Here is an 18,279-nt window from a genome sequence, read left to right as displayed (position 1 = left end):
TCGGAGCACAGATTACATCTATCACCTTTCCAAACCCGAAGCAGACATCTAAACTCCTCCCTAAGTGACAAAACACTCGATTCAGCAACTTACAGCTCGCTCCTAGATTAATTTATGGCTTCCAACAACAGCAACGTAACGCTTACTGGCCTCGCTCGGCGCTTTGTAGATGACGGTCTCCTCGACGAGGCGACAGCGAAAGATGCATTTATTCAGGCGTCGCAGAACCGAATTCCTCTTATCACCTATCTGGTTCAGAATGATCTCGCAAATAGCCGAGGCCTGGCGTTTTCGGCAGCTATGGAATTCGGCGTTTCCGTGCTGGACCTGGATTCCTTTCTCCCGGAGATGATGCCGGAGAAGATTGTTGACGAGAAGCTAATCAGAAAGCACAACGCCCTTCCTCTTTATAAACGGGGGAACCGCTTATTCATTGCTGTTTCGGACCCGACAAATATCCAGGCGCTGGACGAAATTAAATTCAACACGGGCCTCTCTACAGATGCCGTTCTCGTCGATGAAGCAAAATTAAGAGCTGGGATAGACCGATATCTTGAAGCTCAAGACACCACGATGGGAGATCTGGACGACGCCGATCTGGAAGATGTCGAAACAGAAGGTGGCGAACAGGATGATGACACCGCAGTATCAGCCAGCGATGTAGACGACGCACCCATTGTAAAATACGTCAATAAAATGCTTCTTGACGCCATCCGCGGTGGTGCTTCGGATATTCATTTCGAGCCGTATGAGAAGACTTACCGAGTTCGATATCGCACAGACGGTATTTTGAAGGAAGTCTCCAGACCGTCCATTAAACTGGCTCCGAAAATTTCGGCCCGTGTAAAGATCATGGCTCAACTGGACATCTCCGAGAGGCGCATCCCACAGGATGGCCGAATCAAGATGAAACTTTCTAAAACCAAGGCCATCGATTTCCGGGTAAACACCCTCCCCACTCTTTGGGGCGAGAAGATCGTGCTTCGGATTCTCGACCCCAGCCAGGCCAAACTCGGCATTGACGTACTGGGTTATGAGGAAGACCAGAAGAGAATGTATCTCGATGCCCTTGAGCAGCCCCAGGGTATGATTTTGGTGACGGGACCAACCGGCTCAGGTAAAACCGTCTCGCTATACACCGGCCTGAATATTCTCAACACCAACGAACGCAATATTTCTACTGCCGAAGATCCAGCCGAAATCAACCTCGAGGGGATCAACCAGGTCAACGTGAACACAAAAGTTGGCTTGGGGTTTGCCGAAGCCCTGCGGGCATTCTTGCGCCAGGACCCTGACGTCATCATGGTAGGCGAGATTCGGGACCTGGAAACCGCAAACATTGCCATTAAGGCCGCACAGACTGGTCACCTCGTTCTATCCACCCTGCATACAAACAGCGCTGCAGAAACTCTGACCCGAATGATGAATATGGGCGTGCCCTCGTTCAACATCGCAACGTCTGTGAGCCTGATTATAGCTCAACGTCTCGGGCGCCGACTGTGCAACAGCTGCAAAGAAGTGGCCGATATCCCTCAAGACGTTCTATTGAAGGAAGGGTTCACACAAGAACAAATTGATACAGGCTTCACGTTGTACCGCCCCAAGGGCTGTGATAAATGCAATGGAGGATATAAAGGCCGCGTCGGTATTTATGAGGTGGTCAAGATAACTGACGAGCTGGCGAACATGATTATGGAAGAGGCCAGTTCCATTAAAATTGCACAGCAGGCTCAGGCAGAAGGTTTCCGAAACCTGCGTCAATCGGCCCTTCTTAAAGTGATTGAGGGCGTGACGAGTCTTGAGGAAGCCAACCGGGTGACGAAGGATTAAGCATGGCAGAAAAAGCACAGAAGCTGGAATCGTATGTTTGGGAAGGCAAGGACCGTAAAGGCAATAAATCCAAGGGTGAGTTAACCGGTGCGAATCTGGCATTGGTTAAAGCACAGCTTCGCAAGCAGGGCATTATTCCGGACAAGGTAAAAAAGAAGCCCAAACCGTTGTTCGGCGGCAGCAAAAAAATTACACCCTTTGACATCGCCATGCTTACCCGTCAGCTCGCTACGATGATGAAAGCCGGCGTGCCGTTGGTGCAAAGTTTCGACATCGTCTCTGACGGGCTCGAGAACAAAGGGCTTCAGGAACTTGTGATGGGCATTCGGAATGACATTTCCTCCGGCACCAGTTTCGCGGGCGCTCTTCGTAAGTACCCGAAACATTTCGATGATCTTTACTGCAACTTGGTAGACTCGGGCGAAAAAGCAGGTGCTTTGGAGCAAATGCTTGACCGGATAGCAACCTACCTCGAGAAAACCGAGAACCTCAAAAAGAAAGTCAAGAAAGCAATGACCTATCCTATTGCCGTTATCGTTGTGGCGATAGTTGTTACTGCGATCTTGCTCGTGAAAGTTGTCCCTCAATTTGAAAGCCTTTTCCAAGGCTTTGGCGCTGACTTGCCGGTATTTACCCAAATGGTTGTCAATCTATCCGATTGGCTCCAAAGCTGGTGGTTTGTCGTGCTTCTGGGCATCGTGGGCACAATATTTATTTTCAAAGAAGCGAAACGACGCTCCAAGGCGTTTTCCGATCTGGTCGACAAATATGTCCTCAAGCTTCCCGTTATCGGTGAGATTCTGGATAAATCGGCCGTTGCCAAGTTTGGGCGCGTTCTATCAACCACCTTCGCGGCCGGTGTCCCGCTGGTTGACGCGCTCGATTCAGTCTCTGGAGCGACCGGTAATGCGGTGTATCGCGACGGCATCAGCAGGATCAAGAACGACGTAGCGAGCGGCACACAGCTTCAAGCCTCAATGAGGGAGCAAGACATATTCCCCATCATGGCCGTCCAGCTCACCGCCATCGGCGAAGAATCCGGTAACCTCGACGAAATGCTGGCCAAAGTGGCGGAGCACTATGAGGCCGTCGTAGACGACATGGTCGACAACCTGACAGCACTCATGGAGCCAATGATCATGGCTGTACTTGGTGTGCTGGTCGGTGGCCTCATCATTGCCATGTACCTCCCAATCTTCCAGATGGGTCAGGTTGTTGGATAATGCCGTCACTCGAAACATTTCTGGCCACTCCGTGGCTGCTGTATCTGTCTGTTGTTCTGGTTTCCCTCTGCATCGGCAGCTTCCTCAACGTCGTCATCCTGAGGCTGCCGAAAATCATGCATCAGGACTGGCGCTGCCAGTGCGAGGAGTTCCTGGAGCTTCCGGAGCAACAACGCAAGAACGAAGAGCAGATTACCCTCTCAAAGCCGGCATCCACCTGCCCCTCCTGCGGGCATAAGATCCGTGCCTGGGAGAACATTCCGGTCATCAGCTATCTGATCCTCGGTGGCAAGTGCGCTTCCTGCAAAACCCGGATATCGCCTCGTTACCCGGCCATCGAGGCAGCAACGGCGATATTTTCGGTCGTTACCGTAGCGCTCCTCGGACCTACAGAAGCGGCGCTGTGGGCGCTACTTCTGGTCTGGACGTTAGTCGCTCTGACCGTCATCGATTTCGACACCCAACTTCTGCCAGATAGCATAACCCTGCCGCTGATGTGGCTCGGTTTGATCCTGAACTACTTCGGGGTATTGACCGATTTCAACAGTGCGTTCTGGGGAGCCGTCGCCGGTTACCTTTCGCTCTGGTCGGTCTACTGGCTGTTCAAGATTGTCACCGGCAAGGAAGGCATGGGGCATGGCGATTTTAAACTCCTAGCCGCGTTGGGAGCCTGGCTCGGCTGGCAGATGTTGCCTGCCGTGATTCTACTCTCGTCCGTCGTCGGTGCCGTTGTGGGCATCACCTTGATGGTTGTAAAAAAACACGGTCGGGAAGTCCCCATCCCGTTCGGCCCCTACCTTGCCGCCGCAGGCCTATTGGCACTCTGGTTCGGCCCTGAAATCCAGGCACTCTGGTTCGGCTATCTGGGTGCCTGATCAATGATAACGGTAGGACTCACAGGTGGTATCGGTTCCGGCAAATCGACCGTAGTTCGGCAGTTTGGAGCTCTTGGCATTCACTGGGTAGATGCTGATGACGTAGCCAGAGAAGTCGTAGAGCCGGGAACCCCCGCGCTCAGGGAGATTGAGGAACACTTTGGCGGCCAGATCCTTCAGCCGGATGGCACCCTCGACCGCGCCCAATTACGTCAGATCGTATTCAAGGCACCGGACGAGCGAAAATGGCTGGAAAGCCTCTTGCACCCGATCATCCGGGAAGAACTGATTAGACAGCTGAAGCCTGAAAACTACCAGCTTCCCTATGCGCTTCTCGTGTCCCCTCTCCTGCTTGAGACCGACCAACACCAACTCGTTGATCGCATCCTGGTGGTTGACGTACCCACGGAGGTGCAGCTCGAGCGTACCATGGCGAGGGACAACAACTCCCGAGACCAGGTGGAACGAATCATCGCCGCACAGATACCCAGGGAACAACGTTGCGCCAAAGCAGACTTCGTGATTGATAACAATCAGCCACTGGACGTGGTGGAACGCCAGGTCCGGGAACTGCATGACAGGTTGATGGTGGAATTTGGCTAGCAAAGCCCTGGTTTTACTGAGTGGCTGCCTGGCATTGTCCACAGCCTATGGCGCCGACCCGATCTTCCAGGTTCAAGAGCGCCCCATTTCTGAAACGCTGTCGCCGGAAACTCTGCCGGGGGCGTTCTACACCTTTTCTCCAGATGAGTACTGGGCAGAGCCCAAGGACAGCTACTGGGTCAACTTCAGCAATTGGGTGTTGTCGCAGGAACGCACGCAAGGTCCCAGGGTTCAATGGCTCGGTCAATGGGCCGACCGAACGCTGTCGGGCAGTGAGCGGGGCTTGCCCAACAATGCCAGTTATTTGCGCATCGGATTCGCCACCGAATCCGAACACGGGAAGCCGGCACAGTTTGAACCTGAGGCCCGTTTTCGCCTGGATATCCCCACCACCCGTCGCAAACTCCGGCTCGTCATCGAAAGTGAAAGCGAAGAATTAATCCCGCTGGAAGAACGGCAAAGGGACCGGCAACTGACCGAACCGGACCGCACAGAAACCGAGGCGACCGGTGCCTTGCGTTACCTGACCATCATTGGTGACGCGATCGATTTCTCGACCGATGTCGGCGCTCGCCTGCACATTCCCCCCGATGCGTTCGTGCGCGCAACCGCTCAGAAGAAATGGCGGACCGACAGCCATTGGGACCTGATCGCCCAACAAAGGTTTTATTACTATCACCAGGATGGATGGGGCGAACGATCCTGGTTCGGCGCCGGCCGGATGGCTATGGACGGCTGGTACTTCCGATCCTCGTCTGAGCTTGAGTGGGTACACCGGGATCGGAAATTTGTTGCGGCCCAGATTTTCAGCCTGCAAAAGCGGGTAAGCAATCGATCTACCCTGACCCCTCGTATTGGCGTGCTCGGCGAAAACAAACCCTCATGGCGAACCTCATCCGCGTTCGCCGACCTGACCTGGCGTTATCGCCTGCACAGTGACTGGGTCTACGGCGAAGTGATCCCCGCCCTGACCTTCCCGAGGGAGGAAGGTTTCAAGGACCAAACCTCGATAATATTTCGGGTCGAGCTGTATTTTTCCGGTAGTATTCAGTCTTCCTACTGAACCTGACTTGCAACAAGCTATGCCCAGACATCCATCCCGCCCCGCAAATGAGGCGCTGACCCTGACCCCCGTCGCCTACACCCGTTCCTGCTTTCAGGACAAGTTCGGCGTCCCAAGGCAGCCCGGCCTGACCCGCTACGCCCGGGCTGACCTGGAAATCGAACCGCCGTTTGACCGCGAGGACGCCTTCCGGGGACTGGAAACCGCCAGCCACCTTTGGCTGACCTTCCAGTTCCACGAGGCCGTGCGCGCGGAGTGGCGTCCGGTAGTACGGCCACCCCGACTGGGCGGCAATCGTAAGATGGGCGTGTTTGCCAGTCGCTCTCCCTTCCGCCCGAACAGTCTTGGCTTATCCGTGGTTCGCAATGAAGGGCTGACTCGCAAGAATGGAAAGCTGGTACTGCAAATAAGCGATCATGATCTGATCGAGGGCACCCCCATTCTGGACATCAAGCCTTACCTGCCCTTCGCCGATTCGGTTCCGGAGGCCACTCTTGGCTGGGCGGACACTCCCCCCACCGAAAAACTGCCGGTGGTTTTCCTGCCGGAGGCTGAAGAACAGCTCGAAAACCTCCCAACGAACCAGTATCCCGATCTTCGCCTGCTGATTGAGGACGTCGTCAGCTACGACCCCCGCCCTTCGTTTCGACGTGGCCGGGAAGAAGATCGCATATACGGCGCCCACCTGTATGACCTGAACATTCGGTTTCGTTTTGTGAATGAGGGTTCAAGGGAACGTGTCGAAGTCCTGACGGTCTGTTAAACTCCCGTAGGTTAATTTGTAGTCGACACAGGGAATTTGTGCATTGCCTTCAAACCAGTTTCTAAAGCGATGGGGCGTGCGGCCGCTGGCTGCCAGGCTGCTGGCCTACGTGCTCCTGTTCAGCGTGGTTGTTTCCCTGGTCGCCACCGGCGTGCAGCTGATCGGTGAATTCGAACGCAGACAGGACGACCTTAAAAGTACTCAGGCACGCGCCGCGGATCTGGTTTCCGGCAGCATGAGCAACAACATCTGGCTGATGAATTTCAGCGAAGTTGCCAACGGCCTGGATGACATGAAGGCCGTTCCTGCCATTCAGTACGCCAGGGTTATCACCTCCACCGGCGAAGAGTTCACAACCGGTGTCTACCCGGAAGGCCGGGTGATCACCCAGACATTCCCCCTGATCTTCGACCGATCCAAGTTCCGCGATCCGGAAAAGGTTGGCACCCTCACCGTCACGTCTTCCATTGAGCAGGTCTACAATGAGCTCAGGGACCGCGCCCTGCTCCACCTGTTGTTCCAATCCATTGTCGTGATGCTGGGAACGCTTGGACTCCTGGTGATTGTTCGCCTGACCCTGTCCCGCCACCTTGAGAGCATGGCCGACTACGCAGCGCGACTTAACCTCGACGCTCTGGTGGATCCCCTGCGGCTGAAACGAAAGCCGCGCAAGACGCCGGACGAGCTTTCAGAGCTGGAACAGGCACTGAACAAAATGCGCCTGCAGATTCTGGCCGATACCCAGGATCTGCGACAATCAACCATCCGCTCCCGGGATGAGCGGGACGAAGCCATTCGGGCCAACCACGCCAAGAACCAGTTTCTCGCCAACGTCAGCCACGAGCTTCGCATCCCGCTTCAATCTGTGCTTGGCTACGCCAACCTGCTGACAGACACCCCGCTGGACCAGGATCAGCGGGAATACGTTCAAACCCTGCTCAGCGCCTCCGAGAGCCTTTCAGCCATCATCAATGACCTGCTGGACATTTCCAGCATGGAAGCGGGCAAGCTGGTGCTGGATGAACTGCCCTTTGACCTGCGTGAAACCCTGAACGACCTGGTGCATATGCTCGGCACCCGGGCCCGGGAAAAGGGCCTGGCGCTGGAACTCAGAATCGACGAAAACCTGCCCTGGGCCCTCAAGGGCGATCCGGTCCGGATTCGTCAGATTCTCCTGAACCTCACCGCTAATGCCATTAAGTTCACTGACTCCGGACACGTCCTGATCAGCATTGAAGTACTTGGCCGTCGGGATGACAATGCCCGCATCCGCATCGCCGTTGAGGACACCGGGGTGGGTATCAACCCCGAGGATGTCCCCCTGGTCTATGAACCCTATGTTCAGCTCGGCCAGCAATTCCAGCGCCAACTGCCGGGAGCCGGCCTGGGCCTGACCATCTGCCGCCAGCTTATCAACCTCATGAACGGCTCTCTGGACCTGGAAAGCCGCCCGGGTGAGGGCTCGACCTTCTGGATTGAACTCACGTTGCCCGTTGCACCGGAGAGCGCGACCCGGGTGCGCCCGGATACCAGGATGGTGAACCGCAAGCGTATCCTGGTAGTGGACTCTTACGAACTCTCCCGAAAAATCACACTAGAAATGCTGTCCCGGCACGACGTTTATATCGAAGCCGTCAAGTCAGCCGGTGAGGCCCTGACCTCCCTCAGGCAGGCATTTGATAACCAGCAACCGTTCGACGCCCTCATTCTGGATGGCTTTGTTCCGGATATGGACAGCGACCTGCTGTGCCGACAGATTCGAAGCAACCCATTATGGTCCGAAATGCGCCTGCTGATTCTCTCTTCCAACCCACAGCGGGGCGATGCCGAGCATTTCCGACAGGCAGGCGCGGACGCGTTCCTCAGCAAGTCCCTGCGAGAATCCTGCCTGACTCCGATTCTGAATCAGCTCTTTGCAGATGCAGCTAAAAAGGAGCGCCGCTTCCTGACTCGTTTCTCTTTACAGTCAGTGAGCGATACCTCCAAGCGTCGTGAACTGCCCTGTGGCCGCATGAAGGTGTTGCTGGTGGAAGACAACCCGGTAAACCGCACCCTCACCCGCCGATTACTGGAAAAGCTGGGCTGTGATGTAATGACGGCCAACGATGGCGAGGCCGCCGCGAGCCTGTGGCAGTGGCACCCGTTTGATCTGATTTTCATGGATTGCATCATGCCTCGTGTCGATGGTTTTGAGGCCACGCGACGGCTGCGGGAATGGGAACAGGTGCGAAACCGTGTCCGGGTGCCCGTGGTGGCCCTGACCGCCAGCGCCATGGAGGAAGACGAAGAAAGGTGCCGGCGTGCGGGCATGGATTCCTTCGTCGCCAAGCCTGTCAACATTGAAATGTTGCGCGCAGTGCTGGAACAATACTGCAAAGCCTCCGCCAATTCCTGAGGTGGCGGAGGGCAATCCCTCCATCAGACAGAAAGCCCGTCATGAATGTAGAATGCCCGACCTGTAAAAAGTCCGTCGAATGGACCGATACCAATCCATACCGCCCCTTTTGCTCAGAGCGTTGCAAGTTGATCGATCTGGGAGCCTGGGCCAATGAGGAATACCGTGTGCCAGCGGAGAATGCCTCACCGGATGATCTGGATCAGGGTGGCGAAACGACCCATCACTAAACCTCAAAGGCCTTCGGGGTTAACAGGGACTTAACGCCTTTTAAGTTGAGCCCCCGAGGCTCCCCCGTATAATGGCGACCCAATAATCCAACGATACTAGAAGGTGCACGAATGAAAGCGTCTCGTATTTCCCTGATGATCCTGTCCCTGACAGCCGCCCCTGCGTTTGCAGGCGACGTAGACCTGAGTCTCACCGACGATTCCGTCAAAGGCCAGGTGAACTTTTTTGGCAACAACAACGACATTCAGCTGGGCACAGGTTATACCTACCATGAAGGTGGCCTGGACATCCTGAACGTTGACTTCCACGCTCAGGGCCGCACTGCCATTGGCAACCTGCCCACCACCGCCGGCATTGGTATGCGTGGACTGGCCTGGGATGCGGACAACGCGGATGGCGGCGCCATTGGCCTGGGCGGATTCGGAACCGTTAATATTCCCGATGTGCCGGGCCTGTCCTTCACCGGCGCCCTGCACTACGCTCCGGACATTCTGTCTTTTGGTGATTCCGAGGACCTCACCAGCCTCGAGCTTCGTGGCAGCTACCGCGTTATCCGCAACGCCGAAGTCTTCGCCGGTTATCGGTACCTGAACACCGATCTTGATTACGCTGGCGCTGGTGACGTCAATCTGGACGAAGGCGTCATGGCAGGCATGAAGATCTTCTTCTGATCCCTACCGACATGACGGATGGATGCCCGAAATCCCGGGCATCCATTTCGTGTCCTTCCTCACGCTTTACCCGTATCCCCACTGATAGACTGTCGGCCAGAAAAGGCTTCACGGACGGCAGATATGCGAATCACCCTCGGTATTTTTCTCACTTCCATCATTCTCATAACCTCCGGCTGCGGTGGCGGTGATGACGCGCTCAAGGCCGTCAGGAACGATCCGAACGACTTTGCCGACATCAAGAACCCCGTTGACGACTTCACCTCGGGTAGCACCGGCGACTCCAACAATGCCGGCGGACTCGAAAGCAATGAAGTCCGCATCACCATGGAAGTCCCAGGTAGCATTGCTCCGGATGCAGAATTAACACGCAGAAATCTACGCATCGTGCAGCCCGACCGTGTGAGCGTTTACAGAACCAATCCTGGCTTACAGAACCTGGGAGCGGCGGACATCGACACACGCACCGACAGCAATGGCTATACGGTCATCACTTTCAAGAACGGCTTGCCGCTAGCGCCGGATGTGATTATCGACGCCACTTACGGGAATGCCCGAATGAGGGCGTTTGCCGCCGATGCCGATCGGGATGTAAAAGTTAACCCCTTCTCCGAATACCTCGTGAGAAACACCCTGCCCACCTACACCGCCGGAGAATTTCAGAGCATCCTGGACTGCGCGGAGGACGCAGGTGGCCAGCTGTGTCTCAACAAGTATGTGTGGTCAACCATTGCCGATCAGGTGCACGATTTCGAGATAGATATTCCCACCACCGCCACGGTCGACAGCGCCCTTGCACTACTCGAGGACCATGGTGATTTTGTCAGTTATGTCGCGTCCATGGCGGACTACGCTCTGCTGGACGATACCTCCTCAGGTAAGATCTCTGCCAGCTCGGCGGATTACAATTCCGTCTTCCTCGGCGTGGAACTGGGCCAGACATTTATGGAAAGCACCCTGTCCGGTTCCGGCCAGTGGGGTGTGCGAACGGCGCAGGAAGAGATGCTTCAAGACAGCAGTGGCGGCGTGGGCTACGTGTATCCAGCCTTAACGTTAACCAGCTTCGACGCGTTTAACATCAAGGTCACCTCCCTCGCCAGCGATATCCCCTATGACCGGGAAACCCTGATTCACCAGGCCGGCAACCAGTTTTTCGCTCGTGGTTCCGACCAGTGGGAATTGAACACGCACGCGTCATCTCCGGGAGCCGCGACACTTCTGTCCGACATCCGTTTGCTCGCCGGGCGAGCTCTGTACCAAAGCATTACCGGGCGCGGCAGCTCGCGCATCATCGGCTGGACACGAAACCCGTATTATCTGGATGCCTACACAAGTACACCGGCAAACGACAAAACTGGACCAGATCGAGTTGTCAGCAGTTTCTTCAGTGCTGGTAAGGCCATTGAGCTTGAGGCCTCGGGGCAGGAGCTGAAACGTCTTGGCACGCTGGAAGAGCAGCATGTCTCAATGATTGAGCTCGACTTGCTCAGACAGCAGGGGTTCGACGCCAGTGTTCTGGATGGGCGGACCTACAACACGGTCTTCCTGTCCTCGCAGTTCGGAGACAGCGCTCAGCCGATCCGCTTTGAATCCGGGCTAGGCACATGGCAAGTCAATAACGGCGACATCACCCAGTCGGCAGATACGGAATCTTTGTTCAGGGACAACAGCGGGACCGTCATGACTGGCTCTGGCACACTGACGGAATCCTGGATAGTGAGCCCACGCTTGTCTCGGCTCAGTAGTGGTGACGCTGACATCGGCCGCCTGAATCTGGACATAGCGAGCGAAGCGGCCGATTTTGAACAACCGGATCTTGGCATGGGCGCATCAACACCCGACGGCTCCCTCGTGGCCTTCAACCTTGATGACAGTCCACTCGGTGACGGGTTTCTGATAGCCGCAGCCCAACCCAACACCACGGCCCCTTCCGCCGGGGCGTATCGCCTTCAGGGATTCGCTCTGGGCCTTGCTCCTGACACCAACCACCTCAGGCATTTCGACAATTCGCTGCTGACCATTACTTCGGGCTCCAGTGCAACGCTCAGCTTGCGTACGCTGGATAGCCAACACGACGTAACGTCGGAAACACTCTCGAACGCCACGCTCAATGAAACTGCAGCCACATCGCTTTCGTACGCAACGTCCGGAAACGGCCAGGTAACCTTCAGCGCGGGAAACCTTACGCTTGAAGGGTTCCACACGGCGGATGGCGAGCAATTCTACTTCCGCCTGCGGGACACCTCAGGCACGGAAGAACAAGTTGGCCTTGTGATCGCAACCCGCATTCCTTGACGGTCAGCGCCTGGTCCGCCAGGAAGACGAAACCGTACGACCTGTTATAATTGTTCGCATATCAATTTTAACGAGGGGTTGTATGTCTGTAGGAAAGCGGGGCCTTCTTCTGGTCATTCCATTGATTGCCTTTGCAGTTGGTGGCGGATTACACGTTCCCCCTGCAGGACTCGGCCATGGCTGGTCAGGAGACGCCGGCTTTGAACTCGCACTGGAATCGATGCCCGCCCTGCCAGATTGGGCACAGGACGAATTACCAGACTTTTCCCAGTATCAGGACACAACAGAAAAGAAAGCCGCGTTTTTCTCCTTTCTCTATCCCCGTATCGTGCTCGCAAACTCTCGCGTGCTTATCGAACGTAGCTATCTGGAAAGCCTCTCGGGGAAAAATGAGCTAACGGATCAGGAACAACAATGGCTCGACAACCAGGCTGAACGCCTCCGGGTCGAGTCCCCATCAGGCAGCATTGAGCAGTTTAAACTGCTTCGCAAGCGGCTGGATGTGATACCGCCCTCCCTCATCCTGGCCCAGGCAGCAAACGAGTCGGCCTGGGGAACGTCCCGGTTTGCAACCGAAGGCAACAACCTGTTCGGGCAATGGTGCTTCTCCAAGGGGTGCGGCCTGGTGCCAAACGCAAGGGGCGAAGGCTCCAGCCATGAGGTCGCCAGGTTCAGCTCACCCTACCGTTCTGTGCGGGCCTACATTCAGAACCTGAATCGCCACCCGACCTATCGAACGTTACGCGACATACGGCTCGCCGATCGACAGCAAAGCGAGGACTTATCCGGACTGGATCTCGCCGGTGGCCTGCTCGGCTATTCCGAGCGCGGACAAGACTATGTAAAAGAGATCCGAGCGATGATTCACTACAACAATCTGGAATTCTACGATGATGATTTCCGGAATGTGATCAAGGACCAGAGCCCGGATCATCTCCAGCAGTTAGCGTCGTCCAGCCCGGAAACCGAGCTTCTCCCGGGACAGGACACTGCTGACGCGCCCAAGGAAGGCTGAGAACACCAACCTCACATTATCCAGAGACGACCCACATGCTGTACTTTCTGCCTGCGCCGCTCAAGGGAACCCTTGCTGCGCTCATGATTCTGATTAACACTCTGATCCTGTTTCCGGTGTTGTTACTGGTCGCCATCATCAAGCTCATCCTTCCAGTCACCCCGATTCGAAAAGGCTGCACCGTTATTCTGAACCGCATTGCCTGGCTCTGGATTGGATTTAATAACCTGCTTGTAGATCTGTTACACCGGGTGGAGTGGGATGTCCGAGGCGTGGAACAACTGGACCATCGGCACTGGTACTTCGTCACCTGCAACCATCAAAGCTGGGCAGATATCCCGGCCATTCAGTACGTTCTCAACAGTCGAATCCCGCTGCTCAAATTCTTCCTGAAGAAAGAACTGATCTGGGTCCCATTGTTGGGGATCGCTTGGTGGGCGCTGGATTTCCCGTTTATGCACCGGCATACCAAAGAGCAAATTGCCAGAAAGCCCGAATTGAAGGGCAAGGATATTGCCGCTACCCAGGCAGCCTGCGAGAAATTCCGCTACACCCCCGTGACCATCTTCAACTTCATGGAAGGAACGCGATTCACTCCGGCTAAACACAAAAACCAGAGATCGCCTTACACCCACCTCCTGAAGCCCCGAGCCGGCGGCACGGCCTTTGTACTCCAGGCCATGGGTGAAATGATCCACACCATGCTTGACGTCACCATCGTTTATCCGAATGGCAGGGCTGGCATCTGGGATTATCTGTGCGGACGGATCGACCGAATCATCATCGATGTCAGGACCCGGGAAATACCCAGTCGCTTCCTGGGCATGGACTATGAAAACAACCGGGAGACCCGGGTGGAATTCCAGCGCTGGGTAAGCGATCTCTGGGCAGAAAAAGATCGCCGTATTACTGAATTGAGCAAAGCCGGATAGAGAGAGCTTTGCTCAGCTCACAGGATGCCTAACTCACGGGCCCGGACAATGGCCTGGGTCCGGGACTTCACTTCCAGTTTCGCATTGATTCTGCGGGCGTGAGTTTTCACGGTATGCAGTGAGATGTGAAGTCTATCCGCGATTTCCTGATTCGATAGCCCCATGGCAATCAATTCCAGTACACCGTGTTCGCGTTCACTGATGGGCTCCGCCAGGGCTTCAGGGGATACCGTGGACGTCTCGCTCAGCTGAAACAATCTGCCCAACTCGTCTTTGAAGGGGCTGTCAGCAATCTGGGCGAAATGCCCGGGCACCACAGCCTGTAATTCAGACCGAAGCTCCGCAAAGGGGCTGATAAAGTGTTCTTCCGCCGCCTCAGCGACCACTGACAACAGCATCTTCCGGGCAGCCACAGGACCTTTCTGTTCGTGAGTGATTACGGCTTCAAGAAGGCGAATATGCAGTTCCACACCCCACGGTATCGCATCCTCATATCGGCCTCGCATAGCGGTGAGGGTTTCCCGGGCGCGCACAAACTCACCGCGGGCCAGATCCACTCTCGCATGCATACAATCAAGTAACCCCGGCATCATCGGGAAAAGCTCCGGTACACAACCTGCCTCGCGATATGGCTCCAGTTTGCGCACCGCCTGCGCGGCACTTTCGACTTGCCCCTGCGCCAACCAGCAACTCGCCTTCAGCGCCTCCAGCACTGGCACAAACAGCGATTCGTCGACCTGCCAGGAATGCATTGTTCGTTCTGCTCGCCCAATCCAGACAAAGGCTTCGTCATAACGCCCTTCGACCCGGCACATTAGGACACGGATCGTCATCACCAGCAGGAACCCCAGATCCCGGGCCTGCTCTGCATGACGGCCACAGTTCACCAGCAACCGATCCGCTTCCCGGTAGCGCCCCTGGTGCCAAAGGATAAGCACCAGGTTCAACTGTAGGCGCGTTTCACCGACCCTGGCAGGCCTGGCCAGTTCCTGCATGGCCGTGTCGAGGCCAGTCCGCAAAAGCTGTTCGGCGTGCTTTAACGCCCCCTTACCGAGCTCTATTCGGGCATGACTGTACACCGCGAGCGCCTCCGAACCTGAGTCCCCGGCCTCCCTCGCGAGCCGAGTTGTGGATCGGTTTGCCTCACGGGCTTCGGCAAATCTGCCCGCAGCACAAAGAGCACTGGAACGAACCATCTGCGTAATCAAGCGAGCTTGAGGGGATAGGTGCCCCAGCTGCAATGCCTGGTCGGCCGCCGCCAGAGCGCCCTCGACACTGCCCTCGCCACGCAGGATAAACGCCTTCAAGGCGTATATTCGGGCTTCATGCTCTTCGAAATCCGGGCCTGCCAGCTCATCAACCAGAGCTCGCGCTTGCTGGAACTGGCCCCCGATGGCGTGCACCCAGCTGTAGACAATCCGCAACCGGGCGCTGCGCTCCAGAAGCCCCGGGGGAAGCGTTTTCCTGAGGCGTAAAAGAGACGCCGTGTCCTGCCCGAGAAGGAGGGCTTCTGAACCTTCCGAGGCAATACGAATCACCGCCTCACCGTCGCCAGAGAGTAACGCGTACTTCAGCGCCTCCGGAAACTGATCCCGATGACCAAACCACCGGCTGGTCTCCAGCATTCTATCCTGGTAGCCCGGCATAACGGGGGACTTCAGCCACTCCTGAAGCAGCGGATTCAGACGGTACCACCGCCCCCTTCCTGGCATGATTCTGAGCGGCAGCCCTTGTTCGTGAGCCATCGATGGGCAAAAGCTGGAATCTGGAGTAATTGGCTCCAGGGCGAGATACAGTTCATCGGAACAGAGTTCCAATTCGGCCACGGCCCTAATCGACTTCTGCTGCCCCGGCGTCAGACCTCCTAATACGGATTCTTTCAGGAAGCGTTCGACACTCTCCGTTTCCTGTACTGGCTTGCGCTCCACTTCTCGCAACAGTTCGCGCCGGTATAAGGCCAGCGGTGTCACCCAGCCTTCAGTGAGATCATACAGGTTATCAACCGCAACGCTGGTCAACTGATTCCGGCACAGTGACGGTTTGAAAAATTCAAACGTCTCGGCACGACTGAACTCCAGCACTTCAACCCCGATACGGGCAAAACGGTTCTCAAGTTCCAGACCATGGCTATCAAATGGGAGCGCCTTTCTGGAGATGAGAATAATCGACAACGCCGAGGGAAGTTCCGCAACCAGCTGTTGCAGCAACGCAACAACCGCCGGATTGGTGAGGTTCTGGAGGTTATCGAGCACGATCACCTGCATACGCTCAGACGCCTTCCGGTTCAGGGTGACCAACATCATCGCCAGAGCATCCGAAAAGCTCGCACCGGCCTGAAGGCTGCTATCGGTAGATTCCGGGAGATCAAAAGCGATGGCGATCAGGGAAAGGAATCGGGTTGGCGAATTATCCTGAGCGTTCAACGAGACCCAGCGTATGGCCTCTTCCGGAATTGAAGAGGAAGCAATGCCGGACAGAACCGCATGGGATTTCCCGTAGCCGCAAGGTGCCTGAACAAACATGGCGCCCCGTGGAACCAGTGCGTCATGAAGGAGAGTGTCGATGTGTGATCTGTTTAGTGAGTCCGCAGGGATTACAGGGGTCTGGAGCCTGTGCTTTAACAAATCCCTGACCAGTTCCCCTCGCTGTAACCCGGTATTTGCTGACTGAAACTCGTCGTTGGCTGCACCGCCATCATTGAATGGTTTCACTCACTGCCCCATTTGAAGCCGGCTGGAACGGAATTCCTCTAGCCGGAATAGTTCTCTGTACTATTGGACTTCACACCTTAATAACGGTCGGTGAAGACGCTCGAGAGTGGCGTTCTTCTTCGGATACGCCTTTAGTATTAGAGGAAGGTTAAACCAATTTGGGGGGTGGCTGCAAAATTTTGACGTAAAAGGAATTTCGGAAGTGGCGATTTTTTAACGGATGGAATGATCGCGAATTCAGACCTTTCCCCAAACAAAAACGGCGAGCACCAGACTCGCCGTTTTTGTGCTAGCTCGGTTCCGCGTTAGCGGGTACCGGCACGGCGCAGGGCCGCTGGGGTGTAGTCCCTTGAGCGGCGTTCCACGCCAAACTCATACGGATCTGTTTCTTCGTTTGTCAGACCCAGAGCCAGGTATCGACCAGACAGCAGGTCATAGAGAACCTCGATCGCATACCACGGTACTACTTGATCGTAGAACTGCATGGCGTGAGCCTCAGCAACCCGCCACAGCTCTCCGCGGCCATCGTAGTGATCGATGACAGCAGCCTGCCAGGTATCTTCATCGATGTAGAAGTCACGCTGGGCATAGATATGACGCTCACCTTCCTTAAGGGTTGCGCGCACATGCCATACGCGGTGCAGTTCGTAGCGGGTCAGATCCTGATTGATGTGGCCTGCCTTGATGATCTGATCATAGTTCAGGCTAGGATCAACCAGCTTGTAGGAGTTGTACGGAATGTACATTTCCTGCTTACCCACCAGCTCCCAGTTATAACGATCCGGGGCACCGTTAAACATGTCGAAGTTATCAGAGGTACGCATACCATCCGCGGCAGTACCCGGACCATCATAGGCAACCTGTGGCGCACGACGAACCCGACGCTGACCCGCGTTGTAGACCCATGCCCGGCGAGGCTCTGCCACCTGGTCAATGGTCTCGTGGACCAGCAGAACGTTACCGGCCAGTCGAGCCGGCCCGGTAATGGCCTGCTTGAAGTAGAACAGCACGTTAGGATCTTCACCCGGCTCATAGTCAGACAGGTAAGTTCTCCAGGTCAGCTCGTCCTGGAATTTCACCACAGAGTAATCACCGCCAGCGGTCGGAGTCACTTGCCCAACGTTACGCTGAACAGAACCACCACGGTAGCGGGTGATGTGGTTCCAGATCGCTTCCAGGCCGTTCTGGGGGATCGGGAACGGCGTTGCGCTCTCGTAATTGCCAAGGCCGTTACCGTCCTTGATCAACTCCACCTTGGACGCATTGGCAACGGTTTCGTCCATGACCTCTTTCGGGTACGCGGCAGACCGGTGGGTTTCGTACACCGGCATCACGTAGTCGTCATACTTCTTGATCATGGCAACCTGCCCGGGAGACAGCTTGTCCGCGTACTGGTCAACGTTACCCTGATTGATGGTGAACTTCGGTTTTTCACCCGGGAACGGGTTCACGTAAACGCCATCACCCTTGTAGTCCGACGGCGGGGTCGTCAAACCACCAGTCCAGGCTGGAATTTCACCACCATTGCCCGCCTTTTCGGCCCCCATCGGCGTCAGGGAATCGCCAAGCTTGGCAGCCTCGGCAGCAGAAACAGCACCATAGGCCTGGCCCGCAAACATGCTCGCAGCCAGGACACCAGTGGCCAATAGTTTCTTGTTCAGTTTCATTTAAA

General features: G+C 55.9%; 14 protein-coding genes. 12 read left to right on the top strand and 2 right to left on the bottom strand.

Annotation, left to right across the window (positions count from 1 at the left end; translation table 11 throughout):
* Positions 1 to 114 precede the first annotated feature (114 nt).
* The 12 genes from pilB (at position 115) to D777_RS08850 (ending at position 13,896) form a co-directional block, all read left to right on the top strand.
* Positions 115 to 1,830, top strand: a complete 1,716-nt coding sequence (gene pilB, locus D777_RS08905; protein ID WP_036130803.1) for a type IV-A pilus assembly ATPase PilB — start codon at positions 115 to 117, stop codon at positions 1,828 to 1,830.
* 2 nt (positions 1,831 to 1,832) lie between these two features.
* Positions 1,833 to 3,053, top strand: coding sequence for a type II secretion system F family protein (locus tag D777_RS08900; RefSeq protein WP_036130801.1), 1,221 nt, complete (start codon positions 1,833 to 1,835; stop codon positions 3,051 to 3,053).
* Positions 3,053 to 3,928 carry a prepilin peptidase gene (locus tag D777_RS08895; RefSeq protein ID WP_036130799.1) on the top strand — a complete coding sequence of 292 codons (876 nt, stop codon included), beginning with the start codon at positions 3,053 to 3,055 and terminating at the stop codon, positions 3,926 to 3,928. The genes D777_RS08900 and D777_RS08895 overlap by 1 nt, the downstream gene beginning before the upstream one ends.
* Positions 3,929 to 3,931: 3 nt before the next feature.
* Positions 3,932 to 4,531, top strand: coding sequence for a dephospho-CoA kinase (coaE, locus tag D777_RS08890; protein WP_036130797.1), 600 nt, complete (start codon positions 3,932 to 3,934; stop codon positions 4,529 to 4,531).
* Complete coding sequence (locus tag D777_RS08885; protein WP_036130796.1) at positions 4,524 to 5,594, top strand: hypothetical protein; 1,071 nt, start codon at positions 4,524 to 4,526, stop codon at positions 5,592 to 5,594. The genes coaE and D777_RS08885 overlap by 8 nt, the downstream gene beginning before the upstream one ends.
* Positions 5,595 to 5,613: 19 nt before the next feature.
* Entirely contained in the window at positions 5,614 to 6,357 is a 744-nt protein-coding gene (tsaA, locus tag D777_RS08880) for a tRNA (N6-threonylcarbamoyladenosine(37)-N6)-methyltransferase TrmO (protein WP_036130794.1), read from the top strand.
* Positions 6,358 to 6,400: 43 nt separating this feature from the next.
* A complete protein-coding gene (locus D777_RS08875) occupies positions 6,401 to 8,752 on the top strand; it encodes a hybrid sensor histidine kinase/response regulator (protein ID WP_036130791.1) in 2,352 nt (783 codons plus the stop codon).
* A 41-nt stretch (positions 8,753 to 8,793) separates the two neighbouring features.
* Positions 8,794 to 8,982 carry a DNA gyrase inhibitor YacG gene (gene yacG, locus D777_RS08870; protein ID WP_036130789.1) on the top strand — a complete coding sequence of 63 codons (189 nt, stop codon included), beginning with the start codon at positions 8,794 to 8,796 and terminating at the stop codon, positions 8,980 to 8,982.
* Between the two features lie 111 nt (positions 8,983 to 9,093).
* On the top strand, positions 9,094 to 9,654 hold the full coding sequence (locus tag D777_RS08865) for a YfaZ family outer membrane protein (protein WP_036130787.1): 561 nt from the start codon (positions 9,094 to 9,096) through the stop codon (positions 9,652 to 9,654).
* Positions 9,655 to 9,777: 123 nt separating this feature from the next.
* Complete coding sequence (locus D777_RS08860; RefSeq protein WP_036130784.1) at positions 9,778 to 11,949, top strand: hypothetical protein; 2,172 nt, start codon at positions 9,778 to 9,780, stop codon at positions 11,947 to 11,949.
* A gap of 82 nt (positions 11,950 to 12,031) precedes the next feature.
* On the top strand, positions 12,032 to 12,964 hold the full coding sequence (locus D777_RS08855; RefSeq protein WP_036130782.1) for a glucosaminidase domain-containing protein: 933 nt from the start codon (positions 12,032 to 12,034) through the stop codon (positions 12,962 to 12,964).
* Positions 12,965 to 12,999: 35 nt separating this feature from the next.
* On the top strand, positions 13,000 to 13,896 hold the full coding sequence (locus D777_RS08850) for an acyltransferase (RefSeq protein ID WP_036130779.1): 897 nt from the start codon (positions 13,000 to 13,002) through the stop codon (positions 13,894 to 13,896).
* 17 nt (positions 13,897 to 13,913) lie between these two features.
* On the opposite strand, the gene D777_RS08845 is transcribed toward D777_RS08850, so the two are convergent.
* Entirely contained in the window at positions 13,914 to 16,418 is a 2,505-nt protein-coding gene (locus D777_RS08845) for a helix-turn-helix transcriptional regulator (protein WP_227501717.1), read from the bottom strand.
* 494 nt (positions 16,419 to 16,912) lie between these two features.
* Positions 16,913 to 18,274 carry a DUF1329 domain-containing protein gene (locus D777_RS08840; RefSeq protein ID WP_036130775.1) on the bottom strand — a complete coding sequence of 454 codons (1,362 nt, stop codon included), beginning with the start codon at positions 18,272 to 18,274 and terminating at the stop codon, positions 16,913 to 16,915.
* Positions 18,275 to 18,279 lie beyond the last annotated feature (5 nt).

This window comes from Marinobacter nitratireducens, from assembly GCF_000708045.1.
In the GTDB taxonomy this organism is placed as follows: Bacteria; Pseudomonadota; Gammaproteobacteria; order Pseudomonadales; family Oleiphilaceae; genus Marinobacter; species Marinobacter nitratireducens.
Note: the sequence above shows the minus strand (reverse complement) of the source record. Positions and strands in the feature narration are given on the sequence as shown.